This window comes from Jannaschia formosa (genome assembly GCF_003340555.1).
Classification (GTDB): Bacteria; Pseudomonadota; Alphaproteobacteria; order Rhodobacterales; family Rhodobacteraceae; genus Jannaschia; species Jannaschia formosa.
On record NZ_QPLJ01000026.1, the window covers coordinates 1 to 21295 of the forward strand.

General features: G+C 68.3%; 22 protein-coding genes. 8 read left to right on the top strand and 14 right to left on the bottom strand.

The genetic code is table 11. From position 1 onward, the window contains the following. Positions 1 to 430 precede the first annotated feature (430 nt). From DR046_RS18770 to DR046_RS23995, 6 genes are all read right to left on the bottom strand, one after another. Positions 431 to 820 (bottom strand): DUF4326 domain-containing protein, encoded by a 390-nt coding sequence (locus DR046_RS18770; RefSeq protein WP_115383913.1) that lies wholly within the window; start codon positions 818 to 820, stop codon positions 431 to 433. A gap of 98 nt (positions 821 to 918) precedes the next feature. Then, the gene (locus DR046_RS18775) at positions 919 to 1524 is read right to left on the bottom strand and encodes a hypothetical protein (protein WP_115383959.1); all 606 of its coding nucleotides are present in this window, start codon (positions 1522 to 1524) and stop codon (positions 919 to 921) included. After that, the gene (locus DR046_RS18780; protein ID WP_115383914.1) at positions 1521 to 1853 is read right to left on the bottom strand and encodes a DUF6364 family protein; all 333 of its coding nucleotides are present in this window, start codon (positions 1851 to 1853) and stop codon (positions 1521 to 1523) included. Before DR046_RS18780 ends, DR046_RS18775 begins: the two co-directional genes overlap by 4 nt. A 427-nt stretch (positions 1854 to 2280) precedes the next feature. Further along, positions 2281 to 2790, bottom strand: a complete 510-nt coding sequence (locus DR046_RS18785) for an antitoxin Xre/MbcA/ParS toxin-binding domain-containing protein (protein WP_115383915.1) — start codon at positions 2788 to 2790, stop codon at positions 2281 to 2283. A 133-nt stretch (positions 2791 to 2923) separates the two neighbouring features. Then, positions 2924 to 3304: a helix-turn-helix domain-containing protein gene (locus tag DR046_RS23990; RefSeq protein ID WP_306418059.1), complete on the bottom strand. Its 381-nt coding sequence runs from the start codon at positions 3302 to 3304 to the stop codon at positions 2924 to 2926. 18 nt (positions 3305 to 3322) lie between these two features. Further along, positions 3323 to 3958 (bottom strand): AraC family transcriptional regulator, encoded by a 636-nt coding sequence (locus DR046_RS23995; protein WP_280652858.1) that lies wholly within the window; start codon positions 3956 to 3958, stop codon positions 3323 to 3325. A 49-nt stretch (positions 3959 to 4007) separates the two neighbouring features. Between DR046_RS23995 and DR046_RS18795 the strand changes: the two genes are divergently transcribed. After that, complete coding sequence (locus tag DR046_RS18795; RefSeq protein WP_209313619.1) at positions 4008 to 5111, top strand: DJ-1/PfpI family protein; 1104 nt, start codon at positions 4008 to 4010, stop codon at positions 5109 to 5111. 56 nt (positions 5112 to 5167) lie between these two features. On the opposite strand, the gene DR046_RS18800 is transcribed toward DR046_RS18795, so the two are convergent. Further along, positions 5168 to 6151: a glutathione S-transferase C-terminal domain-containing protein gene (locus tag DR046_RS18800; protein WP_115383916.1), complete on the bottom strand. Its 984-nt coding sequence runs from the start codon at positions 6149 to 6151 to the stop codon at positions 5168 to 5170. Positions 6152 to 6244: 93 nt separating this feature from the next. Here DR046_RS18800 and DR046_RS18805 point away from each other — a divergent pair, with 93 nt between their 5' ends. Beyond that, positions 6245 to 7141 (top strand): LysR substrate-binding domain-containing protein, encoded by an 897-nt coding sequence (locus DR046_RS18805; RefSeq protein WP_115383917.1) that lies wholly within the window; start codon positions 6245 to 6247, stop codon positions 7139 to 7141. Here DR046_RS18805 and DR046_RS18810 read toward each other — a convergent pair. Together DR046_RS18810 and DR046_RS18815 are read right to left on the bottom strand one after the other, a co-directional pair. Further along, a complete protein-coding gene (locus DR046_RS18810; RefSeq protein ID WP_115383918.1) occupies positions 7131 to 7856 on the bottom strand; it encodes a type I restriction-modification system subunit M N-terminal domain-containing protein in 726 nt (241 codons plus the stop codon). The genes DR046_RS18805 and DR046_RS18810 overlap by 11 nt on opposite strands. Further along, positions 7853 to 8977, bottom strand: coding sequence for an ATP-binding protein (locus tag DR046_RS18815; protein ID WP_115383919.1), 1125 nt, complete (start codon positions 8975 to 8977; stop codon positions 7853 to 7855). Before DR046_RS18815 ends, DR046_RS18810 begins: the two co-directional genes overlap by 4 nt. A gap of 558 nt (positions 8978 to 9535) precedes the next feature. Between DR046_RS18815 and DR046_RS18820 the strand changes: the two genes are divergently transcribed. From DR046_RS18820 to DR046_RS18850, 6 genes are all read left to right on the top strand, one after another. Then, a complete protein-coding gene (locus tag DR046_RS18820) occupies positions 9536 to 10561 on the top strand; it encodes an HNH endonuclease signature motif containing protein (protein ID WP_115383920.1) in 1026 nt (341 codons plus the stop codon). Positions 10562 to 11673: 1112 nt separating this feature from the next. After that, positions 11674 to 12033 carry a DMT family transporter gene (locus tag DR046_RS18830; protein WP_280652861.1) on the top strand — a complete coding sequence of 120 codons (360 nt, stop codon included), beginning with the start codon at positions 11674 to 11676 and terminating at the stop codon, positions 12031 to 12033. Continuing rightward, positions 12030 to 12737: a DUF4386 domain-containing protein gene (locus DR046_RS18835; protein WP_245191007.1), complete on the top strand. Its 708-nt coding sequence runs from the start codon at positions 12030 to 12032 to the stop codon at positions 12735 to 12737. The genes DR046_RS18830 and DR046_RS18835 overlap by 4 nt, the downstream gene beginning before the upstream one ends. Before the next feature lie 206 nt (positions 12738 to 12943). Next, the gene (locus DR046_RS18840; protein WP_115383924.1) at positions 12944 to 13783 is read left to right on the top strand and encodes a DUF6544 family protein; all 840 of its coding nucleotides are present in this window, start codon (positions 12944 to 12946) and stop codon (positions 13781 to 13783) included. A gap of 41 nt (positions 13784 to 13824) precedes the next feature. Further along, positions 13825 to 15666 carry a serine hydrolase domain-containing protein gene (locus tag DR046_RS18845; protein ID WP_167767180.1) on the top strand — a complete coding sequence of 614 codons (1842 nt, stop codon included), beginning with the start codon at positions 13825 to 13827 and terminating at the stop codon, positions 15664 to 15666. A gap of 37 nt (positions 15667 to 15703) precedes the next feature. Next, positions 15704 to 16666 carry a M23 family metallopeptidase gene (locus DR046_RS18850; RefSeq protein WP_115383926.1) on the top strand — a complete coding sequence of 321 codons (963 nt, stop codon included), beginning with the start codon at positions 15704 to 15706 and terminating at the stop codon, positions 16664 to 16666. 8 nt (positions 16667 to 16674) lie between these two features. On the opposite strand, the gene DR046_RS18855 is transcribed toward DR046_RS18850, so the two are convergent. The 5 genes from DR046_RS18855 to DR046_RS18875 all read right to left on the bottom strand — a co-directional run bounded on the left by DR046_RS18855 (position 16675) and on the right by DR046_RS18875 (position 21277). Then, complete coding sequence (locus DR046_RS18855; RefSeq protein WP_115383927.1) at positions 16675 to 17085, bottom strand: hypothetical protein; 411 nt, start codon at positions 17083 to 17085, stop codon at positions 16675 to 16677. Continuing rightward, complete coding sequence (locus tag DR046_RS18860) at positions 17082 to 18107, bottom strand: alpha/beta fold hydrolase (protein WP_115383928.1); 1026 nt, start codon at positions 18105 to 18107, stop codon at positions 17082 to 17084. Before DR046_RS18860 ends, DR046_RS18855 begins: the two co-directional genes overlap by 4 nt. After that, a complete protein-coding gene (locus DR046_RS18865; RefSeq protein WP_167767181.1) occupies positions 18104 to 19435 on the bottom strand; it encodes a serine hydrolase domain-containing protein in 1332 nt (443 codons plus the stop codon). The genes DR046_RS18860 and DR046_RS18865 overlap by 4 nt, the downstream gene beginning before the upstream one ends. A 94-nt stretch (positions 19436 to 19529) precedes the next feature. Then, positions 19530 to 20159 carry a DUF998 domain-containing protein gene (locus tag DR046_RS18870; protein WP_115383930.1) on the bottom strand — a complete coding sequence of 210 codons (630 nt, stop codon included), beginning with the start codon at positions 20157 to 20159 and terminating at the stop codon, positions 19530 to 19532. Further along, positions 20156 to 21277 carry an alpha/beta fold hydrolase gene (locus DR046_RS18875; protein WP_167767182.1) on the bottom strand — a complete coding sequence of 374 codons (1122 nt, stop codon included), beginning with the start codon at positions 21275 to 21277 and terminating at the stop codon, positions 20156 to 20158. The genes DR046_RS18870 and DR046_RS18875 overlap by 4 nt, the downstream gene beginning before the upstream one ends. Between the last annotated feature and the right edge of the window lie 18 nt (positions 21278 to 21295).

Genomic DNA, 21295 nt, shown 5'->3' on the forward strand with positions numbered 1-21295 from the left:
GAGAGCTTCGGCAAAGCCGCGGACAGGATCTCTGACCTCGATTGGCTCGAACGGTGCATGCGGGACATGTCCATGGACGAGGCGCTCTCCACCGTCATCCTCGATGCCCTCGGCCGGTCGGGCTTTCGCGCGCCCTCGCCGTTCGATTGACGGCATCAAGTCGGCGGCCACGGCTGCCGGATGATCCCGAAGCCCCGTCCTTCAGGGGCGGAGAAGATGTTAATGGGCGGCGATCATCGTGGCCGCGTTCGATCCATGTGCATCGAAGAGGAGTTCGCCGCACACGCCGCGCGCCCCGACCGCCGCCAGATCGCTGCGGGATCGCCCTCACCGCTGTCGAAACTGCCAAATAGAGGCCTCACCGCCGACGATCCGGGTCCCTTCGGGCGGGCCGGGAGGGCCTGGCACGCATGCCTGGAGGAGGATCCGGTCAGGCGTCCGAGACGAGATCGAACGCACCGTGCTTGTCTTCATGTTCGTCCTCGAGAGAGGCGACTGGCCGGGCCGCGCTGGCCGCCGCCTTTGCGATCTCGACGCCCTTCTCCGATCCGGCGGACCGGGCCCGGCGAGGATCGGCATTCGCCGCCGCGAGCAGCGCATCCGCGTGACAGCGCGCCGGCGCGCAGAAGCAGACGAGGTCTCGGCCGCGCAGCGGTGCCAGGTCGAGCCCCGGCAGGACCTCGCGTTCGAACCGGTCGCAGACGTCGTTGCGCGTGCCGTCCGGGCCGATCCTGAACGGGTTCCCCCAGGGCGAGCCGCGCCCGACATAGACGGCGTCGCGGGGCGCCGTGCAGGCGCGCTTGTTGTGGACTTTCGGCATGGGGTCCTCCCGGTTCGGATGGAATGTTCGGCACGATCTCGAGGCCCTGGCGCAGGACCTCGAGCGTTCCGACGGCCGTGAGGCGCTTGGCGAGTTGCTCAGGGTTCGGGAAGCCAGGAGCTTCCTCCCTCAGTTTGCCGATCCAGCCCGCCTTCCGGTTCCGCGAGCTGCCGTGCATCCTCCAGGGTCCGGCCAGGGCCGCTCGGAATTCGCATCCTGTCGACGATCTCGGCAGCCGATGGGATCAGCCCGGCCCTCTCCATCCCGTGAAGCAGGCCGATCGTGCCGAGAGCGTGAACGCCTGGCTCGGGCAGGAAGCGGCGCCGCATCGCCTTCATGTCCTCCGACAGGATCAGCACAGGGTCGCCCGCGGCGATCCAGGAATCGAGCCCTTCCTCGGAGGTCATGAAATCCGTCATCGCGATCTCGCCTGCGTTCCGCTTCGGCGGTTCGCCACGTGCGCGACGCGCGCGCTCGGCGCGCCCGGTATCGGTCTCGACGATCTCGAAGGGAGGAGTGTTCTCCTCGATGAAGGCCCCGACCTCGCGGTCCTTCCGGTAGCTTCGATCCCCTGTCATCTCGTCGAAGACGGCGTCCACGACAACGATCGGCATGTCGAGCCGTAGCAATAGGTCGAGCGCGTCAGCCACCCAGAGCGAGTTGAACGGTCCGGCATCGGGAACGAGGATCCGGCAGCGCCTCATGCGGTCGCGCGCCACAAGGCCACGAACTCTTCAGCCTGCGCCTCGATCTCGTGACGCGGAGGGATTGGCATCGGTACGTCCCGCGCGGCGGCATGAACGAGAAGCGCCGCGCCGTCCCGCAGACCGATCCTGCGACAGGCCTCCTCGGGGGAGATCCGTCCCTCCGACCAAAGCAGGAGCGCGTCCCGGGCCCCGACCGCTTCCTCGCGCGTCAGAGCTTCCAGGTGGGACTGGATGAGCTTCGTCATGGTCGTGCCATGCGCCGCCGCGTAGGCTCGGGTCCGAGCGATGAGCTCCTGGTCAAGGTTGATGGTCGTGTTCCGCTTCATCTCACATATGTATGTGAGATGTCCGGCTTGCGCAACACGCGGGGTCGGAGCCGGGGCCGAAAGCGCCATCAGGCTTCATGGGCACCAGGAGGCATCATGGGCTTTGAATACGACACTGCGTAGTCGTATCTGCACGACACAGGAGTTCACGATCCGCTGACAGAGCTTCTCCGCCTGACCTTGGTCAGGTCGAACCGTAAGGGTAGATAAGCCGCAAGGCGAAGAGGTCGCGGAGATAGCCAAGGGGTCCCACGGGGCCCCTTTGGTGTCTTTATGGGGCGCGATACTTCACCAGGCGTCCCTCGCGCGCTGCGCCGACGACGGCAGCAAGGCTTGTTTTGATACCGTTCAACTCCGCCTTGGGGTGGGCGCTCTCGACGAAGAGCTGAAGCTGAGAGCGCGAGCGGCTCCGACCGCCCCGGCAGCCTTACTCGAAGACGAGATCCTCTTCCGTCACGGGCACGAAGCTGCCCTCGGGCGCGCCCTGGCCGACCTCACCGGCCCGCCAGGCGTCGAGATACCTCTGCACGGTCTCGAGCCCGTCCCGACCACCATTCAGGATCGTCTCCATCGGCGAGGCCCCGGCGAAGGCGGGTCCGTCATGGGCGCCGCGCATCCAGGTCATGGCCTGCGCCCGGTCCTCGAAGAGGGTGGCCAGCGCCTGCTCGATGGCGATCACGGCCGATATCCGGGTCAGCGTGTCGTGGGGCAGGGACAGCGGCGCCTGCACACGTGCCGCGCGCGTCCATTCGTCAAAGGTCGACCTGTCCGGCTGGCCGAGCAGGGCGAGACGCTCCCGCGCATCCATCTCCCAGGCATCGGCGATGGCGTGGAATGCCCGCAGGCCGGGTCCGCCGAGGCGCGCGCGGTCCTCCGGGGTGATCTCCCGGGGAAGGGTGGCCTCCTCAGGGATCTCCGGGGGTCTTTCGTCGGTCATTGGCGGTCTCTTCCTGGGGAAGGGGAATGCATCTCAGGATGGAATGGTTCTTCGTAGTTCATGATCGGATATTTTCCTGAAAAGGGCACGCGGCTCCTACCGCGGGTCCAGGTGCGATGGTCCAGGCACAGGATCAGAAGTCACGGGCAGGCCATCCCGTCGTCCTGAACCGCGCCCGGTAGGCTCCGGGCGTGATGCCGACCTTCTTCTGGAACGAGCGCAGGAGCGCGTCGACCGAGCCGTAGCCGGCCTCGAAGGCAATCCGGTCGAGCGCGTGGGAGGTCTCCTCGAGCAGCGTCTTCGCGCGGGTGAGCCGGGCGTCCTCCGCGAACCTCGCAGGCGTCGTTCCGGTGGCTGAGGCGAAGGCCCGGAGGAAGGTCCGTTCGCTCATGTTGACGAGGGCGGCCAGGTCCGGGACCCGTCGGCCCTCGCCATGGAGATGCCCGGACGGATCCTCGAGGATGCGCGCGGCCAGTCGCCTGATGGGGTCCGGCCCGCTCGAGGGCAGGTTCAGCCCGGCCCCGAATTGCGCCTAGCCACCCGGACGGCGCAGGAACAGGACAAGCTCGCGCGCGACCGAAAGGGCGATCCGGGCCCCGTGATCCTCCTCGATGAGCGCGAGCGACAGGTCAATACCCGCGGTCACGCCGGCCGAGCTGTAGAAGGGCGGGTCGGAGACGTAGATCGCGTCGGCGTCGAGATCTACCTGCGGGAAGAGCGCACGGAAGCGGTCGGCGGCGTTCCAGTGCGTCGCGGCACGACGCCCATCGAGGAGGCCCGCCGCGGCCAGCACGAAAGCGCCGGTGCAGATCGACACGACGCGGCGGGCGCGCGACGCCTGCACGCGAACGACGTCGAGCGTCGTCCCCGCATCCCGGGCTGCCAGCATCGCCGCTTCCGATCCGCCGCAGATCACCAGCGTGTCGATCGGCTCGGAGAGGCTCGCGAGGGGCACGGCCGGCCCCAGCGACAGCCCTGCATGGGTGCCGATGGACGACCCGTCCTCCGAGCAGAGAACGAGGTCGTAGGCGGCCCCGAAGCGGGTCGATACCGCGAAGGCCTCCATCGGCCCGGTCACGTCGAGGCTTTGCACTCCCTCGAGGGCGAAGAAGGCGACCCGGCGCGGTCGGGCTTCGCCGCGTGGCGGATTATGCGGATCATATGTCATTTCCGCCAAGGTAGCGCGCCTCTATCCCCGGCGCAAACAGGAGATCCCCATGAGCCGCCGACTGACCGTTCTCTTGATCCTCATTCTGGCCGCCGCCCCGGCTGTCTTCCTTCGCGCCGGCGGCGCGGAGCCCGAAGCGCGTCCCATGCCAGCTACCGAGCCGCCTCGGTTGCGTGCGCCCGAAGGGGAGCGCCGGCTCGTCGTCCTGCTCGCGGACAATGCCGGGACGGAGACGACGGACCTCCTGGTTCCGCATGGCATCCTCAAGCGCAGCGGTGCGGTCGATGTGCTGATCGTCGCGACGGAGGACGGGCCGGTGGAGCTCATGCCCGCGCTCACCGTCCTGCCCGACATGACCGTATCCGAGTTCGAGGACGCGCATCCCGACGGCGCCGACGCGGTCGTCGTCCCGGCCTTCCACAGCCGCGGGACGAAGGCCACCACCGCCTTCATCCGGGAACAGGCCGCGCGAGGCGCTATGGTCGTCTCCATCTGCGAGGGCTCCGAGCCGGTGGCGCGCGCCCGCCTCTTCGACGGGCGGGCCGCGACGACGCACTGGTTTGCGCAGAACCGCATGGCCCGGCGCCATCCGGAAGCGACATGGGTCCGGAATGCGCGATACGTGATCGACGGGCCGGTGATGGCTTCCTCCGGCGTCTCCGCTTCGGTGCGGGTGATGCTCGGGCTTCTCGAGATCCTGGCAGGCGGGACGGTGACGCGCGACACGGCCGCAGGTCTCGGTCTCGAGGCATGGGGTGCCGAGCACGACAGCAGCCGCTTCTCGCTCGATGCCGGAAAGATCGGCCTTGCTGCGGGCAATGTCCTGGGCGAGTGGCGACACGGAGTTCTGGAGGCCCCGGTCTCCGACGGCTTCGACGGCGTCACCTTCGCGCTCCGGGCCGATGCGTGGTCGCGCACCTACCGCTCGCGCCTCATCGCAGGAAACCCCGCCGGCCGCGCCATCTCCGCCGAGGGCGTGACCTTCCTGACCGAGGCCGATCGAGGTGGCGACGCCCGGATTGCGCCGTCCGCAGGCGCGCCCCTGGCCGCACTCGATGCCAATCTCGATGCGATCGCGGGGCGCTACGGTCGCCGGACGGCGGCCTTCGTCGCGGCACAGCTGGAGTATGTCTGGCCGGGAGCGGCGCGTTGATGCCGGGCCCTGATGCCCGGTGCGCGCGTTCGCGATCTGCGTCCCCGAGCGTCGTGTCACGATCCGAAAACCGCCGACCCGCCATCGCGTGCCGCCATCCGAGCGGGGCCGTAGGCATCCCGGTCGTGCGGCGCGTCCCAATCGATCTCCGGCAGGCTCGGCAGGATCGGCGATGCGCTCCTGCCATCGTTGAGATAGGCCGGCTCGACCATCCGTGGAAAATCCACCGTCGAGCGGATGCCGGGATCGGAAATGAGGTCCCGTACGTAGCCCCAGACATGCGGAAGATCCCGGACTCGCAGTCGGCTGCATCCGAAGAGGAAGTGGTAGACAGGGTCGAACCGCACCAGCGTCGGGAAGAGCCGAAGGTCCGAGAGCGTGAGAAGGTCGCCATGCAGGAAGCGCGTCCGCGCGAGACGCCTCTCGAGCCAGAGAAGCGTCTCGAAGACACCCTCCGCCGCCGCGTCGAAATTTGCCTGAGATCTTGCGAAGCCGGCCTTGTAGACCCCGTTATTGAGCGTGTCGTAGATGTGTGCGTCCGTCTCGGCCATCGCCGCCTCGAGCCCAGGCGGCGCGAGCGTCGTGTCTCCGAACGCCCGGTCGAAGGCGAGGAGGATGTCGGCGGACTCGTTCGACACGATCATCCCCGCCTCGACATCCCAGAGAACCGGAACGGTCGAGCGGCCGGTATGGCGCGGATGCCCGTGCGCGTAGAGCTCGTGCAGGTGCCGGATCTCTCTCTCCGTGCCCGGGATCTTCCAGTGATCGCCGCCGGCAAGCGCATATCCCTCGACGCGCGCGCCGTGCGCCAGATGCACCGGAAGCGCGTCCATGCGTTTCACGGCAAGAACGAGGCGCGCGCGGTGGGACCAGGGGCAACTGTCCGATGCGATGAGGAGGAACCTTTCCGGAGTCCGCCGGAGCCGGTCGACGACCGGTTCATCATTCGCTCCTTGAAAGGGGCTTGTCGCCCGCTTGTAGCCGCCTTCGGACCAGATACGGTCCTCCTCGCTCCATTTCCCGTCGATCAGCATGCCCATGGCGTCGCCCTTCCTGAACTCGCCTCAGCTTAGCCGCCTCGAGCCGTCCCCGTCCGTTGCCAAAGCCTCCGGCATCGGTGCATCCTGAGCACCATGCGCGACCTGCCTCTTACCTCCCTTCGCGCCCTGGCCGCCCTTCACCGGTCGGGCGGCGTCCGCGCCGCCGCGCGGCTTCTCGGTGTAACGCATTCGACCGTGAGCCGGCAGATAAGGGATCTCGAGCGCTTCTACGGCGTGCCCCTCGCCGAGGCGGAGGGACGCGGCCTGATCCTCACGCCTGAGGGCGCGGCCCTGGCCGGGACCGCGTCGCGCGCGCTGGAAGAACTGGAGGCAGCCTCCATGCGTCTGAAGGAACGGCGCGGACTTCGCACCGTCACTATCGCGACGACGGCCTCGGTCGCGGTTCGCTGGCTCCTCCCGCGTCTTTCGCGCTTCCGCGAAGAGAACGGCGGGATCGAAGTCTCCGTTCTCACCGAACAGCGTCTCGTCGATCCGGATGGGGAGAATGCCGACATCGCGATCCGGCAGAGCGTCGAGCCGCGGAGCAGGGTCTCTGCTCTGCCGCTGATGGACGACGCGATCTGTCCCGTCATCTCCGCCCGGCACCCGGATGCGGAGCGAATGATGGACTGCCTGCCGCCGGACGCAGCCCTTCTTCATGATCGCGACCCGGAGACGACATGGGCACGTTGGCTCGAAAGACACCCCGCACCCGGCGTCGATGCGTCGAAGGGAGCCCGGTTCACGTCGTCGGATCTCGTGATCAGTGCGGCTTCGGCCGGCCTGGGCTATGCGCTGGCGCGTGAGCGCCTTGTCATGGACGACCTCGCCGCAGGCCTCGTCATGCGCCCATTCAGATCCGAAAGGATCGAGCTTGGAACGGCATACTGGTTGCTCCGCGCGGACCGGACCACGGCAAGCAACCGAAGCGTGGACGCCGTCTCGGACTGGCTCCAGAGAGAAGCGTCGGAGCTGACGGTCACCGTCTGACCTCGTGTTGCGGACGTTCTGGGCGCGGACGTCCTGAGAATCCAGGAAAGCCGGTCGAGCAGATTTGCCGCGAGAGGCGGTGTCGCGGAAGGAGGCGCGGAGGGTCGGCGTCGGTGGCGATCAGCAGGTCCACGAGAAGGCGGACGACCTCGCGCGGCGTGAAATGCTCCCCCGCCGTCTCGTTGGAGATCTCCGAGAAGCGGCGGATCAGCTCCTCGAAGAGGTAGCCCATCTCGAGGTTGGAGACCGTGTCCGGATGCAGGTCGATCTGGCAGAGCCGGTCGAAGGCGGGCCAGGGCAGCTCGGCCCCGTCGAGCTTCTTGAAGATCTCGGTGACCTCGAACTTCTCGATGAAGATGTCCCGGACCTCGGCGTTGAAGCCCGCCACGTAGTCCACGAGGTTGGCGCGCAGCTGGCCGGCATCCTGCTCGCGCATCGTCGCGAAGGTGAAGCGGCTCGCGTTGAAGACCTGCCCGCCGGCGCCGGCCGTGTCCGCCAGGATCATGGTCCGGGTCGCGTCGTCGATGCCGGCCGGCAGGCCTCCGGCCGTCCTGAGCACGGCCTCCTTGGTACCCTCGAGCAGGCAGTCGAGGCGCCGCAGGATCACGAAGGGCAGGACGATCTTGCCGTAATCCGACTGTCTGAAGTCGCCGCGCAGGAGCTCGGCCAAGGACCAGATGAAGCCCACATGGGTGGAAATCGTGTCGCGGCTCATGGAGCGCTTCCTTCTTCGGTCCGCTCCACGTGGCGGAGGTATCGGGCGAATTCCGGGTCCTGGATCGACCATTTCCCGAAGACCTTGTGGACGAGGTTGCGGCGCGAGAGCGTGGCCAGGGCGGAGCTGATCCGCCCCTTGCTCACCGGCTCGCGGAGCTCGGCCGCCATGTCCTCGAGCGCCGCCCGGCCCGTGAGCCCGTCGCTCCCCTCCGCCAGGCGGACGAGGATCAGCCGGTGCAGCACGGTGAGCTCCGCCCAGACGCGGTTGTAGCCCTGCCGCTCAGAATACTCGTCGAGCAACAAACGGTGCGCCTCGCGCAAGCCTGTCCCTGGGCGCAGGGACATCGTCTCGAGGGCGCGGCGGAACGCGTAGGGCGAGCGGTCGACTTCCTCGAGAAAGCTCATCGCCTCGGCCGTGTCCGCGCGGCTCCCCGTCGCCGCCTCCTGGGCGCCGAGCATGTGCTCGACGAACTCGATCCCGAGGGGCGGCAGCGTCTCCTGGATCCCGTAGGCGAGGAAGGGCGCCTCGCGCTCGGCGAACATCGCGCGAAGCCCGTCCATGTTCGATCCCGTGAAGATCGCCTTGATCAGCGGGCGGCGCTTGTCGAGGCTCGTGCGCAGGCCTGCTACGAAGCCGCGATGGCCCTCGGAGGCAAGCTCCTGGATCTCGTCGAGCAGGAGGAGCGCGGGCTTCTCCTGGGTGGCCGGCAGATTGCCGATCAGGTCGTCGAGGTCGAGCTGCGCCGAAGACGCGCCGACCTCCGCGCCGCCGGAAAGGTCGATCTCGCCGCCGATCCCCATCGGCGCCACGCGCAGCTTCGGCTTCATCTGCCTCCAGGCATCGCGGGTGCGCGTCCACAGGCCCGGCTCGGCCAGCGTCGTGCGGAGCGCATGCGCGAGGATCGTCACGGGCGGCTCGGAGGCCTGCCAGAAGCTCGCGTAGACCACGGAGATGCCGCTCTTTGCCGCCTCCGGCGCGACGTCGCGCAGCAGGAACTGCGTCTTGCCGGTCCGGCGCGGCCCGTAGATCGTGATGGCGTCGGCGCCCCCGCGCAGCAGGGTCCGCAGGACACGGTCGCGGAACTCGGTCCGCGGGTAATGCCAGGGGTCGGTCGCCATTGGTCTCTACCTATCGAGACTGGTCTCGCGGAGCAAGACTTATCGAGACCACGCGCGCATTCGGAGCAGGATTGCTCGTCGTCGTCCCCGTTCCGAGGCTATAGCGAGCGCCGTTATCTTGCGGCCCACGCAAAATCTTGCAGGTGATTCAAGATCCCCCAAGATCCGGCTCGACTCGGCCGCCTCAGGTCATCGCCGTGCGCCGATGCGCGGCATGTCCGCCACCACGATCTGCTGGCTCGCCGGATCGAAGCAGTAAGTAGATCCGGAGGCACCGCGCCGGGTCGTGGGTGTTGCCGTCCTTCTTCAGGTGCCAGGTCTTCGCGGGAGACGGGCGCGGGCGTCGCGGTCACCAGGGGGACCCTCCCGGAGTATTCCGACGCGCTATGGCGGGCTACAGGGCCCGCTGGCACTGATCTCCGAAAGTCCCCGGAACGGCGCCCTCAGGCGGGGCGGTCGTTCCCCGATCCTCCGGCAGCCCTCTGGAGCGGATGGGTCGGGGCCTTGACCGCAGGCCCGTGATGCGAAGGAGATCAGGAGGATAGCGAAAGGGAACCCATGATCCAGGTTGCGGATATCGACGCCTTCCAGACGGAACTGCGCATCACCTATCGGGGGGAAACCTACCTCGCGCGAGACAATGGCGCGGTGCTGCGCAGGGCCAGTGAGGGCAGGCGCGTCCGGCCGCTCGACGAGACGTGGACCTTCGGTAATCCCTGCGCGAGCACGGGGTACATGACCCTGGCCGACCACAAGGTGCACCGCATCGTGGCGACCGGGTTCCATGGAGAGGAGCCGAGCCGCAGGCATGTGGTCGACCACATCGACACCAACCGCCGCAACAACCGTCCCGAAAATCTTCGCTGGGTCACCCGTCTCGAGAACGTTCTTCTGAACCCGATCACGGCGAAGCGCATCGAGCATCTCTACGGGAGCATCGAGGCGTTCCTGGCCAATCCCCGAGAGCCGCAGCGCGGGACCGTGACGCGCGACTTCGAGTGGATGCGCGCGGTGACACCCGACGAGGCCGAGGCGAGCCTTGCGCGGATGACGGCCTGGGCCCGGGCCGAGACGCCGCCCGGGGGCGGCGGCTCGCTTGGGGACTGGGTGTTCCGTCGCAGGACGGACGCGTCCGGATCCGGCGCGGCGGGGACGCGGCAGGCGCCGTATGAGCAGCCGCGGACGGAACCCGAGCTCGTTGCCTCCAGAACCCCCGGAGCGGCGCAGCGCTTCTGGCGCGTGCCGGTGGCGTTCCCGCTCTGCCCGAAGCCGTCCGAGCCGGATTCGCTCTCGGTCTATGCCGCACGCCTCGAGCCGGGGGCCGTCGCCATCGTCTCGCCCTGGGGAGAGACGGTGGTCAATCCCACGGCGACGTCCGCAGACGGAACGGAGATCTACCTTCTCGGCGACATGGGGGAGGAGGCTGTCAAGCGATGGTCGCTCGCCCGGATCACCCTCGAGAACGGCAGCCTCGTCCACGAGAGCCACGGTACGTTCTTCAGCCACGAAGGCGCCGAGAACGACTTCATGGAGCTGCGAGGGCCGCCGAGGACGACCGAGGACTCGATCGACGATTACTGCTGAACGGGCGGCCAGGATCGCCGGGCCGCAGGAATCCGGCATGTGCCCGGCCGCCCGCCCAGGCCGCCCTCGGCCCCGGGCTCCCGGAGGCCCCGTGGCGCCACGAGGGCCTCTACGTGCCCCTGTCGTGCCTCCCGGTGCCTCCAGGCCCCGGGAGGGGCCTCTCAGCGCCTCTGCGTGGCCCGGCGGCCTGCGCATCCCATCCCTGGCCCCGCGGCCCCCTGGAGGCGCTCTCCGGGCCTCTCAGCGCCCCGCTGACCCTCCGGGTACCGGAGAGCCCCCAGGACGTCCCTGAAGCGCCAGGCAGGCTCTCCACGCCTCCCAGGGGCGGTGGAGGGACCCACGCCCCGGGAGCGGCCCCCTCAGCGCCTCCAGGAGCCCTCCCGGGGTCCCCGACCACCACCCCGGTGCCCTCGGGGACGGGAGACAGCCTCCGGCGGCTTTCGTGGGGCAGGGGCCTTCCGGGAGGAAACCTCCTCGTCCAGCGCCCCGGACCTCCGTCGGGAGCACCCCCGTGGCTCCGGAAGGCCGCCTCGAAGCGGCCTCGAAGGCGCCCCTGAAAATGCGAGCGAAATCAGTTACTTGCGGATCTGTAATAATCCGACACGGCTAAGATACTGATCGCAAACGATTATTACAATATTACAGTATTACACTCCAGGATGAGTGTATCGCGTGTGTGTGCGTGCGTGCGTGCGCGTATGCGTGTGTGTGTGCACGTGTAGTACTTTGTCTGAATCTTGTAATAGTGTAATAATATATATAAAAGATAAGCAGATCAATGCTTTGCACCTATTACATCATGTGTAACAGGCCGCCGCGTTGTAATAATCAACGTCGCCTCGGAAAGCATTGTGAAGTAACGAAAAAAGGCGTTTGAGCGTTATTACAAACTTTCGGCCGCACGGCTCCGGGCGCCAGATCGGGGGTCGCCGGGGTGGGTCCGGCGTCGCCCCGATGAGCCCGGAATCCCGTCCCGGCCGCCCCCGGCTCGCCCCGGATTATTACAAGTCGACCGCCGGGGGCGCCCCCGACCCGCCTCCCCGGAGCGTCCCCGCGCCGGGACCGCAGTCCCCGTTCCGGCGGCTTTCCAGGGCCCGTTCCGACGGTCGACGCTGCCTGGCCTGATCCTGTTGCCGATGGCGCTGATCGTCGAGCCGCAGCTCCCGCCCCTGACGGCGACGAACCTTGCCGGACTGCTCCGGCTCGGCGTGATCGGAGCTGCGGCCAGCTATGTGCTCTGGTTCCGGGGTGTCGCCCGCCTCGAACCCGGCGCGGTCTCGATGCTCGGCATGATGAGTCCCATGACGGCCGTGATCCTCGGCTGGGTCGTGCTGGGCCAGTCCCTGTCGCCGCTGCAGGGGCTCGGTGCCGCCATCATCCTTGGTTCGGTCTGGGCGGGACAGCGGGCCAACCGCCCATCAACTGACACCACCCCTGTGCTTCCAACCCCATCGCCGGCGAAAGCCGCATGATCGCCATTCCAGAAAGGATTATCCGAATGCCCGTTCTCACGATCACCCCCGATCTCGCATGGAAAGCGCGCCTTGCCGGGCTGCTCTACTTCGTCATCATCACTGCGGGCCTCGGCGCCGAGCTTGGCTTACGGGGCCCGCTGATCGACTTCAGCGATGCCGATGCCACCGCCGCCGCGATCCTCACGGCACCCGCCCGGTTCCGCCTCGCCATCGCCGCCGATCTCGTGATGGCGCTCAGCGATGCGGGGCTTGCGATCCTGCTCTATCTGATCTTCCGCACCATGGCGCCGGGCCTTGCCCTCTCGGCGATGGTGTTCCGCCTGATCCAGACGGTGCTGATCGCTGCAAGCCTCATGGCGCTACTGACGGCCTTGCTCGTGCTGACCCGCGCCGAGGGTCTGACCGACGCTCCGACGCTGGCGCTGGTGTTCCTCGACCTGCACGCGCACGGCTACGACCTCGGGCTTGTCTTCTTCGGCAGGAACAGCCTGATCATGGGCTTGCTGGTGTGGCACTCAGGCCTCTTCGCGAAGGTATTCGGTGCGGGGTTGGCGCTGGCCGGACTGGTCTATCTGACCGGCAGCGGCCTGCGGTTCTTCGCCCCCGACCTGTCATCGGCGTTCATGCCCGCCTATGGAGTGACGATCTTCGCCGAGACGGCGTTCTGTCTGCGCCTGCTTTTGCAACGAGGCGTGTCATGATCCCGGCCTCTTCCCAAACGCCACGCCCCGCCGTCCCCCTTTTGGCATGGCAGATTGCGGTCAGACATCCCGTCGCACATGCCCGCGCTCGGGACCCGGAGACCCCCTGTGACGTCGGATATCGTTCGTGGTATTTTCTCACCTGATTTTTCGCTCCACGCGTCGAACGGACTCTCAGGAGACGAAGAAGGACCTCAACACCTGTCATGAAAGCACTCATCGCTCTTGTCCCGATCGTCGGTATCGGCGTCCTCTCGCTGGGGCTTCTGCTGTTCCTGGATCGACGCGCCGATCGCCTGGAGCGGGAAAGGCTGACCGCGCTCCAACCCGCGGCGCCCGAGCCATTCGATCCGCGGATGGTGGCGGACCTGCCCGAACCCGCCCGGCGCTATTTCGGCTACACGATCCGCCCGGGCACACCGATCCTTCCGGTGGCGGAGATCGAGATGCGCGGAGAGTTCAGTCTCGGCACTAAGCAGGCCCCCAACTACCAGCCGATGGAGGCGCACCAGATCCTTGCCGCGCCGGAGGGATTCGTCTGGGCCATACGCACGACCGGCGGCATGCCCGTATCCGGATCGGATTCCGGCCGCTGGACACGGTTCCGCATCTTCGGACTGATCCCGGTGGCCCGTCTCGGCGGCGATCCGGACCACACGCGTTCGGCCTATGGGCGGTATGTGGGCGAGGCCGTGATCTGGTCACCGGCCGCGGTGCTGCCCGGGCCAGGTGTGTCTTGGGAGGCGGTGGACGAGGATACCGCCCGCGTAACGGTCGCGCATGGCGGCCTCGCACAGGCCGTGGATGTCACCGTCGATGCCGAGGGCCGGCCCGTCACGGCCGTCTTCCAGCGCTGGAGCAATGCCAATCCGGACAAGGAGCACCGGTTGCAGCCCTTCGGCGCGACCATGTCCGACTTCCGCGAGGTCGGCGGATACCGCCTGCCGTTCCGCGTCGAGGCGGGCAACCTCTATGGCACGGAGGCCTACTTCCCGTTCTTCCGCGCCGAGGTGACCTCCATCAGCTTTCCCGGCGCAGAGCCATGAGTTGGACGGCCCGAAGGCGCGCGCTGTCTGTCGTCACAGCTATGGCCCTCTGGCCGGTCGTCGCGGTTGCTGCGCTCGCGGACGAGGATGCGGAGATTGCCACGCGGCTCGATGCGCTGGCCGACGCTGTCATGGTGACCGATCAGGTCCCGGGCGCCATCGCAGCCGTGGTCAGCGGCGACACGGTGATCCTGCGCGGCTATGGGATCGCCGATCTCGACGGCGGGATTGCGGCCGGTCCGGACGACACACGCTTCGAGATCGGCTCGATCACCAAGCTCTTCACCTGGATCGCGGTCATGATGCTGGTCGAGGAGGGGCGTCTCGACCTCGGGTCGGACGTGGCGCAATACCTTTGGGACGTGGAGGTGCCGGGGACCGAGCCGCTGACGCTCACGCAGCTGATGAGCCACCGCGGCGGCTTCGAGGAGAGCTACGCGATTTTCGATCCGGCCGTGGCGACGCTGCCCCGTGCCGAGGCGCTGTCGGTCGCGGCGCCCGACCAGGTCTTTCCGCGCGGCGAGATCACCTCCTATTCCAATTGGGGCGCGGCGCTGGCGGGGCACGTCGTCGAGGAGGTGTCCGGGCAGCCGTGGGAGAGCTTCGTCGAGGCGCGCATCCTGGGTCCGCTCGGCATGGACGACACGACTACGGCCGAGCGGCTGCGGCGGCCGGATCAGCCCCCGCTGGCCGGCAGCTACCGCATGCAGGGCGGCGTCGCGCATCCGGCCTTCCGGGTCGATATCGGCGCCTTCGGACCTGCCGGCGCCATCGCCAGCACCGCTGCCGACATGGCGCGCTTCCTGCGGTTCCTCATGGGGAACGGCGCGCTCGATGGGGTGCGCCTCCTGCAACCCGAGACGATGGTGCGCCTACGCACACGTCTCTTCGACGACCGGCCGCAGGCGGCGGACATGGCGCACGGGTTTCAGGCGCGGCCCATGTGCGGCGCCACGGTTTACGGCCATGGCGGCGGCGTGGACGAGTTTCTCTCCAACCTCGCTTTCATCCCCGAGATCGGCGCCGGAGTGTTCCTCTCGCAGAACGGGGGCAAGGGCGCAGATCTGCCGCTAATGGTGCCGACGGAAATCATCGGCGTGCTGGCAGCGCGGTCCGGGCTGGAGGCGGCCGCGCCAAAGCCTGTGGCCGATGCCGCCGCCCGCGCCGTCGAGGCGGCAGGGCGCTACCTCACGAACCGCCGGACGTTCTCGGGACCGGGGCAGCTTCTGGCGGCACTTTCACCCATGACCGTGACCGCACTGCCCGATGGCACGCTGCTGATCCCGACGCCGCTGTCGCAGGGGCCCGTGCGCCACGACCCCGTCGCGCCCGATATCTGGCAGGACGCCCACGGCGCGCGCGTGGCCTTTCTGCGGGACGGGACGGGGCGGATCACGCGGCTTGCCGACGGGACGGGCGCGCAGACCCACGAACGGCTGCGGGGCCTGGCCGATCCGGTCTGGCTGTGGCTGGCGCTGGGGCTGGCGGCGCTGCTCTCGGTCTCGAGCCTTCTGGGACTCACATGGCGGCATGGCCTGCACGGCGGCACGAGGGCAGGCACGCTGGTCACTGCCGTTCCGCTGGCCGGCGCGCTCTCGGTCATCGGGCTGATCGGAGCGGGCGCCGCGGCGGGCCTCGCGGCGTCACGACTCGGCTCGCAGTTCCTTTTCGACCAGCCGCAACCGACGCTGGAATCCTTCCTTGCGATGGGCGACGTGGTGGCGATCATGGCCGCAGCCGCGCTCGTGGCGCTCGTACCGATCTGGCGCGTCGCGGGCTGGAGCCTCTGGCGGCGCATCCACGACACGTTCTTCGCGTTTTCGCTCGCGGCCCTCGCGGCCTTCCTGCTGCGCTGGGGGCTGGCCTTCGGCGGGCCGATCTGATGCACGTCTCGCGGGGTTTCGGAAGGAAGGCTTCGCCATGACGGCGCTGATCCTGCTCACACAGGTCGCGATGCCCCTGGCCCTGTTGGCTTGGCTCGGTCTCTGGCCCGCCGGCAGCGTGGCCGGGGTTCTGCTTCAGGCGGCAGGCACGGGCGCGTTTCTCTTCGCGCTGGCGCGGGTGGCGCAATGGGCGGTGCCGGTCTGGTGGCTGCCGTGGGTCTATGGTGCGCTCTGGCTTGTGCTCACCGGCGCCGCGTTCCTGCGCCGGGATGTCCCCGGCCTGCCCTGGCTGCCCGACGCGCCGGCGGGATGGGTCGCGGCCGCCGTGTCGGTTGTGCTCCTGGGTCTCGGCGGCTGGTATGGGGCACGGGCGATGCTGGGGCAGCGTCTGCCGCCGGTCGAGGTGGTGGACATCGCCAATCCCTTCGGCCCCGGGCGCTATCTGGTCGGCCATGGCGGCTCCAACACGCTGGTGAACGGGCATATGCGGACGCTCGATGCCAGCGTCGCGCGGTTCCGGCCCTGGCGCGGTCAATCCTACGCAGTGGACTTCTTCGGGTTGGGACCGTTGGGCCTGCGGGCCCGGGGTTGGCGGCCTGCCGATCCCGCCGCCTACGCCATCTTCGGGGCCGAGCTTCGCGCGCCCTGTGCCGGCACCATCGTCGCGGCCGAGGGCGACTGGCCGGATTTCGAGGTGCCGCAGGAGGACCCGGTCAACCGGCTCGGCAACCATGTGATCCTGCGCTGCGGCGCGGCCGAAGTCGTGCTGGCGCACATGCGGCAAGGGAGCATCCCGGTCACGCCCGGCGACAGGGTGGCCGTGGGCGACCGGCTGGGCGAGGTCGGCAATTCCGGCGCCTCGACCGAGCCGCATCTTCACATCCACGCGCAACGGCCCGCGCCCGAGGGTGCGCCGCCGATCTCGGGCGATCCGCTCGGGCTTCGCATCGATGGCCGGTTCCTGGTGCGGGGCGATCGTCTGTCCGGCGCGCGAATCTGATCGGCCGCTCAGGACAACCAGGTCAGGGCAGCCAGAACCAGCACGATCGGCAACCGGGCCAGACCGATCCGCCGCCATGTCTTCGGGTCGGACACGGAAGACACGGCGGCGCGCCCTCTCGGATTGAAGACCAGCGCGGCCGACTTGACCACCCAGAGCGCCGGGACACCGGCGACCAGCGTCCAGCCGGCCCAGGTCCTGCCCGCTTCAGAACGCAGGGCGAAATCCAGCGCGCCAAGGCCCCAGAGTGCGAGCAACAACGCCGCCAGACCCCATACCGGCCACGGCCGCCGGGCGCCGCCATAGGCCCAAGTCTCCAACCTGCCCCAGCGTTCGGGGACGAGGAGCATGCCGAAGCTCGTAGCCGCGGCCAGACCTGTCAATGAGACGCCGAAGATCGTGAGCCATGGCAGGGTCATTCGATGTTCCCGGCCGCGATCCCGGCCGCAAAGCCGCGCACCGTCTCCACGAAGCGATCGGTCTCGGTCAGGAACGGCGCATGGCCCGATCCGTCGAACACCTCCATCCGCTTGCCGAGCGGGGCCTCGACCGTCCCGAACCAGTCGCGCACCAACGGGACCGGCGTGTTCCAGTCCTGCGCGCCCGAGATCAGCAGCATCGGCACCGGCATGCGCGGCACCTCGGCGATCAGGTCGCGCGCGAGGTACTCGGCCCACATCGGCCCGCTGCCACGGTTCGCACCGTCGAGCCAGCGCCGGTAGTCCGCCAGCCGGTATTCCGGCGCTGGGAGCGCGTGCGGCAACATGGACAGCAGCGAGACGTTCATGCCGCCGCCATGGGTCTCGACCTCCTGCATCAGACGGACGTAGAGATCGTGGTCGCGGAAGGCCTGCGGATCCATGTCCGCAAGATCGGATGGGGCAACCTCCCTCAGCCAGTCGAGTGTAAGCGCCGCGCCGCGCAGCGTGTCCACCTGCTGGCCGATACCGATGTAGCCGGCGTAATCCTCGGGCAAGCGCGCCACCAGCCGCGCGCCGAGCATGGTGCCCCAGGAATGGCCGAGCACGATCACCGGCTGCTCGCCCACGCGTTCGCGCAACAGCGCGGTGACCTCCCGCGCTTCCATGAGGAACCGCTCGAGCGTCATCGTCGCCGGGTCGAAATCAGGCGGGTTCGACTTGCCCGCGCCGCGCTGGTCCCAGTGGACGACGACGAAATCCCGTTCCAGGTCGCCCGTCAGGCCATGGATCGGCATCTGTGCCGCGCCCGGCCCGCCGTGCAGCCACAGCAGGATCGGGTTGGCGCGGTCCGCCCCCCGGATGAGGAGCCACTGCGTCATGCCGCCGATCTCGGCCGCGACCAGTTCTGCAATCGGGTTGGGGCCGGCGACGGAGGAGGTTCGGGCCGGCAGGCATTTCCAGATCAGTCCGCAGGCCAGCACCGCGATCAGGACGAGGGAGGCAAAGCGCAGGAAGGTCATCGCCGCCGCTCCGGAGCGAGGGCCAACGCGGAAAGACCAAGCCCGGCAAGGCCCGAGGCCGCGCCAAGCCAGGGCCACAGGCCCGGCAGGATCGAGAACAGGAAAAGATAGTCCTGCGCTGCGGCCCAGAGGGGCCAGAGGATCAGGGCTGCGCCGACCCCGCCCGCCGTGCGCCGTGCAAAACGGAGGCGTCTTCCGGGCCGTGACGCCATCCAGATGCCAAGCGCCCCGACGAGGAGGCCGAGTGCGATGCCGATACGCGCCGCCCGCTCGGCCAGAAGGACGCGCGACATACCGACCGGTGCCACGCCAAGGCTGTCCGACCAGTCCCGCAGGAGGGCCGCGAAAAGCGGCCAGGCCCGCTGGCTGTTCGACAGGATCACGATGCCGTCGCCGGTCTCGGGCACGAGGTGCATGTGGCTCATCCAGCCGTATCCCTGGCCGCCATGCCAGACCGCATGCCGCCCGTCGGAAAGCGTTTCGGTGAAGTGCCCGAGCGCGTAGCCTTCCGCGGCGAAGCCGAACAGTCCGCCGACCGCCACCTCGGGGTGGTGCAGGCTGGCCACGCCCTCGGGCGAGAGCACGGATTGTTCTGCGCCCGCCATCCCGGCGATGGCGAAACGCGCGATGTCGGCAGCGGTCGCGTGCAGCCCGCCCGAGGCGCGCCCCGGATAGACATAGGCTGTGACGGGGCGTCCCCGCAGGTCGTGGCCCACGGGCATGTTCGCGCCGGTCCAGTCGAAACTCGCCCCCGGCATGCCAAGGGGCGAAAGCACCTCATGCGCCATTAGCCCGGCGAAATCCTCACCCGTGCAGCCCTCGATCACGAGTTCGAGCAGGTTGTATCCGGTGTCGGAGTAGGAAAACCCGGTCCCCGGGGCGGCGATCAGTCTGAAATCCTGCGCGATGTGTTCGGGCAAGCCGGGCCTCGGCCCCTCGGGCGGGAAGCGCGCGGCGTAGTCGCCGAGGCCGATACCGGCGCTGTGTCTCAGGAGCGCGCGGGGGGTAATCAGATCCGCGCCTTCGGGCAAGCGCCAGCGCGTCAGGCAAACGTCGATGGGCGCGTCAAGGCCGAGCCGCCCGGTCTCGGCCAGGCGCATCGCGCCCCAGGCGGTGAGAGGCTTGGACAGGGACTCGACGCGGAACAGGGCATCTTCCGTCATGGGGATGCCGCGTTTGGGATCGGCCATGCCAAAAGCACCGGTCCACACCGCCTCGCCATCGCGCAGGAGCACGATGACGGCCCCGGCGACGCCATCGGACTCGATCCGGGCCGATGCCGTTTCTGACAAGCGGGTCCTCAAGGGGGATGCGCCGTCCTGCGCCACGACGGCGGATGCAATCAGGGTGAGCATGGCCATCAAGGTCAGGGCCGCGTCGCGGAGCCGGGCAACCGGGGTCATCCGGCCTTTCCCTGTCCTGTCATGCGCCCCGGGCAATGTTCAATCCAATCGCGATGCACCATTGAAGATACGCCCAGGTCAGCAGCCGCTCGAACAGGCCAACCTGATCGGTTTCCGCCAGCACGATGGTCACGGCCGCCAGCCCCGCACCAGCTACGGCGGTCGCCCGGGAATAGCCTGCGAAGCGATGCCATTGTGGTGACGCGCGCATGGCGCCGCCGACCAGCCAGATCGCAATCAGGATCGAGAGGCCCATCGGGATCGCGATGAAGATGTGGAGCGTCCCGCGCAGCGATACGAACGGCTCGCAACCGGGGTCACAGGGAAAGAACAGCGTGAGGATCACGCCCGCGAGCCCCGCAAGGCCCAGCATGACGGGACCGGCGGGCATGGCCGCGTCGGGATGGATCACCCGGTGGAGGCCGACGGCAAACGGGATGACCAGCGCGTGATAGAGCAGCAGGACGGGATCCACGACCGGCTTGGCCGCCGCGCCGCGTTCGACCAGTTCGCTGATCGCGTCCGACCAGGCCGAGTAGTCGGGGGTCAGCGCAATCCCCAAGCCGTCGGCCAGCGCAAAGGCGGCTGCCGCGAGCACGCCGCAACCGCCCAATAGGCGTGTCGAGCCTTTTCGCGCGGTTTCCGTCATGGAACCCTTGGAAGCACATCGTTCAACAGGATTTCCGTGGCCCGCGCGGGTTCCTCGAAGAGCGGGCTGTGGGCGGAGTCTTCAAAAACGTAGAACCCCTTCACCGGCGCTTCTATCGCGTCGAAAAAGGCGCGCGAGAGGTCCGGGTGGGCGGTCCGGTCGTGGCGGCCGACGAAGAAGTAGATCGGAAGGTCGAATTCGGTCAGCCGCGCGCTCAGGTCGTCGCGCAGCAGGTCCTCCCAGAAAAAGGGCCGCGACCAGAGCTTGCCGCGCCAGACGTTGATCTTGTCCATCAGCGTATAGGCCCGCACCCGCCAGACCGGCAGGAAGATGCCCGTGATCACGGAGTCGATGTCGCGGGTATGCCCGACGCCCGCCCGGTGCATCGCGGCATCGCGCAGCCGCATCCATTCCGGCGACGTGCCCGCCTCCATGCTGACCGGTGCGGCCTCCAGCCGGTCGACCATGGCCGTGTCGCCGCGCGCGCGGTAGGTGTCGAGCAGGACGGCATGTGCCATGACCTCGGAGCGCAGTTGATGGACGATCTGGGCCATGCCGACATAGGCGAGGAACCGATCGGGTGCCGCGGCGGCGACCTGTATGCCGAGATAGCTGCCCCAGGAATGACCCAAGAGCAGGATTCGGTCCTGATCGAAGCGGTCGCGCAGGTAATCCGCCACTTCGATCGTGTCGGCGATCATCTGCTCCATGGTCATCGTCTCGGGCGGGATATCGGGGGCAAAGGACATGCCCGCCCCGCGTTGTTCCCACCAGACCATGGTGAAATGACGCTCCAGCCCCGTCGGATAATCCAGTTCCATGAAGAGCTCGGTCATGCCGGGACCACCATGGAGGAACAGCAGGACCGGGTTGGCGGGGTCGACGCTCTGGATGATCATGCTTTGCGGGATCCCACCGATCACTATGGTGACACGCTCGGACAGGCTGCCGGGGATCACGTCGCCCATCGCATCGCGCAACGGGTCCGGTCGGCCGGGGCTGATGGCGACAAGCCAGGCTAGGCCCAGGGCGAGGCCGGTCAGAAGGATCAGGCCCGCCACCATCATGACCCTGCCCACCCTGTTGATGAGAGACCGGCGGGTGGTGCGTGATGCCATGTCGTGGGTTCCTCCCTG

Bases quoted from the DNA above. Each gene is read 5' to 3' on its own strand.
- DR046_RS18770 (WP_115383913.1), bottom strand. From the start codon at position 820: ATGCCGAAAGTCCACAACAAGCGCGCCTGCACGGCGCCCCGCGACGCC.
- DR046_RS18775 (WP_115383959.1), bottom strand. From the start codon at position 1,524: ATGAGGCGCTGCCGGATCCTCGTTCCCGATGCCGGACCGTTCAACTCG.
- DR046_RS18780 (WP_115383914.1), bottom strand. From the start codon at position 1,853: ATGAAGCGGAACACGACCATCAACCTTGACCAGGAGCTCATCGCTCGG.
- DR046_RS18785 (WP_115383915.1), bottom strand. From the start codon at position 2,790: ATGACCGACGAAAGACCCCCGGAGATCCCTGAGGAGGCCACCCTTCCC.
- DR046_RS23995 (WP_280652858.1), bottom strand. From the start codon at position 3,958: ATGACATATGATCCGCATAATCCGCCACGCGGCGAAGCCCGACCGCGC.
- DR046_RS18795 (WP_209313619.1), top strand. From the start codon at position 4,008: ATGAGCCGCCGACTGACCGTTCTCTTGATCCTCATTCTGGCCGCCGCC.
- DR046_RS18800 (WP_115383916.1), bottom strand. From the start codon at position 6,151: ATGGGCATGCTGATCGACGGGAAATGGAGCGAGGAGGACCGTATCTGG.
- DR046_RS18805 (WP_115383917.1), top strand. From the start codon at position 6,245: ATGCGCGACCTGCCTCTTACCTCCCTTCGCGCCCTGGCCGCCCTTCAC.
- DR046_RS18810 (WP_115383918.1), bottom strand. From the start codon at position 7,856: ATGAGCCGCGACACGATTTCCACCCATGTGGGCTTCATCTGGTCCTTG.
- DR046_RS18815 (WP_115383919.1), bottom strand. From the start codon at position 8,977: ATGGCGACCGACCCCTGGCATTACCCGCGGACCGAGTTCCGCGACCGT.
- DR046_RS18820 (WP_115383920.1), top strand. From the start codon at position 9,536: ATGATCCAGGTTGCGGATATCGACGCCTTCCAGACGGAACTGCGCATC.
- DR046_RS18835 (WP_245191007.1), top strand. From the start codon at position 12,030: ATGATCGCCATTCCAGAAAGGATTATCCGAATGCCCGTTCTCACGATC.
- DR046_RS18840 (WP_115383924.1), top strand. From the start codon at position 12,944: ATGAAAGCACTCATCGCTCTTGTCCCGATCGTCGGTATCGGCGTCCTC.
- DR046_RS18845 (WP_167767180.1), top strand. From the start codon at position 13,825: ATGGCCCTCTGGCCGGTCGTCGCGGTTGCTGCGCTCGCGGACGAGGAT.
- DR046_RS18850 (WP_115383926.1), top strand. From the start codon at position 15,704: ATGACGGCGCTGATCCTGCTCACACAGGTCGCGATGCCCCTGGCCCTG.
- DR046_RS18855 (WP_115383927.1), bottom strand. From the start codon at position 17,085: ATGACCCTGCCATGGCTCACGATCTTCGGCGTCTCATTGACAGGTCTG.
- DR046_RS18860 (WP_115383928.1), bottom strand. From the start codon at position 18,107: ATGACCTTCCTGCGCTTTGCCTCCCTCGTCCTGATCGCGGTGCTGGCC.
- DR046_RS18870 (WP_115383930.1), bottom strand. From the start codon at position 20,159: ATGACGGAAACCGCGCGAAAAGGCTCGACACGCCTATTGGGCGGTTGC.
- DR046_RS18875 (WP_167767182.1), bottom strand. From the start codon at position 21,277: ATGGCATCACGCACCACCCGCCGGTCTCTCATCAACAGGGTGGGCAGG.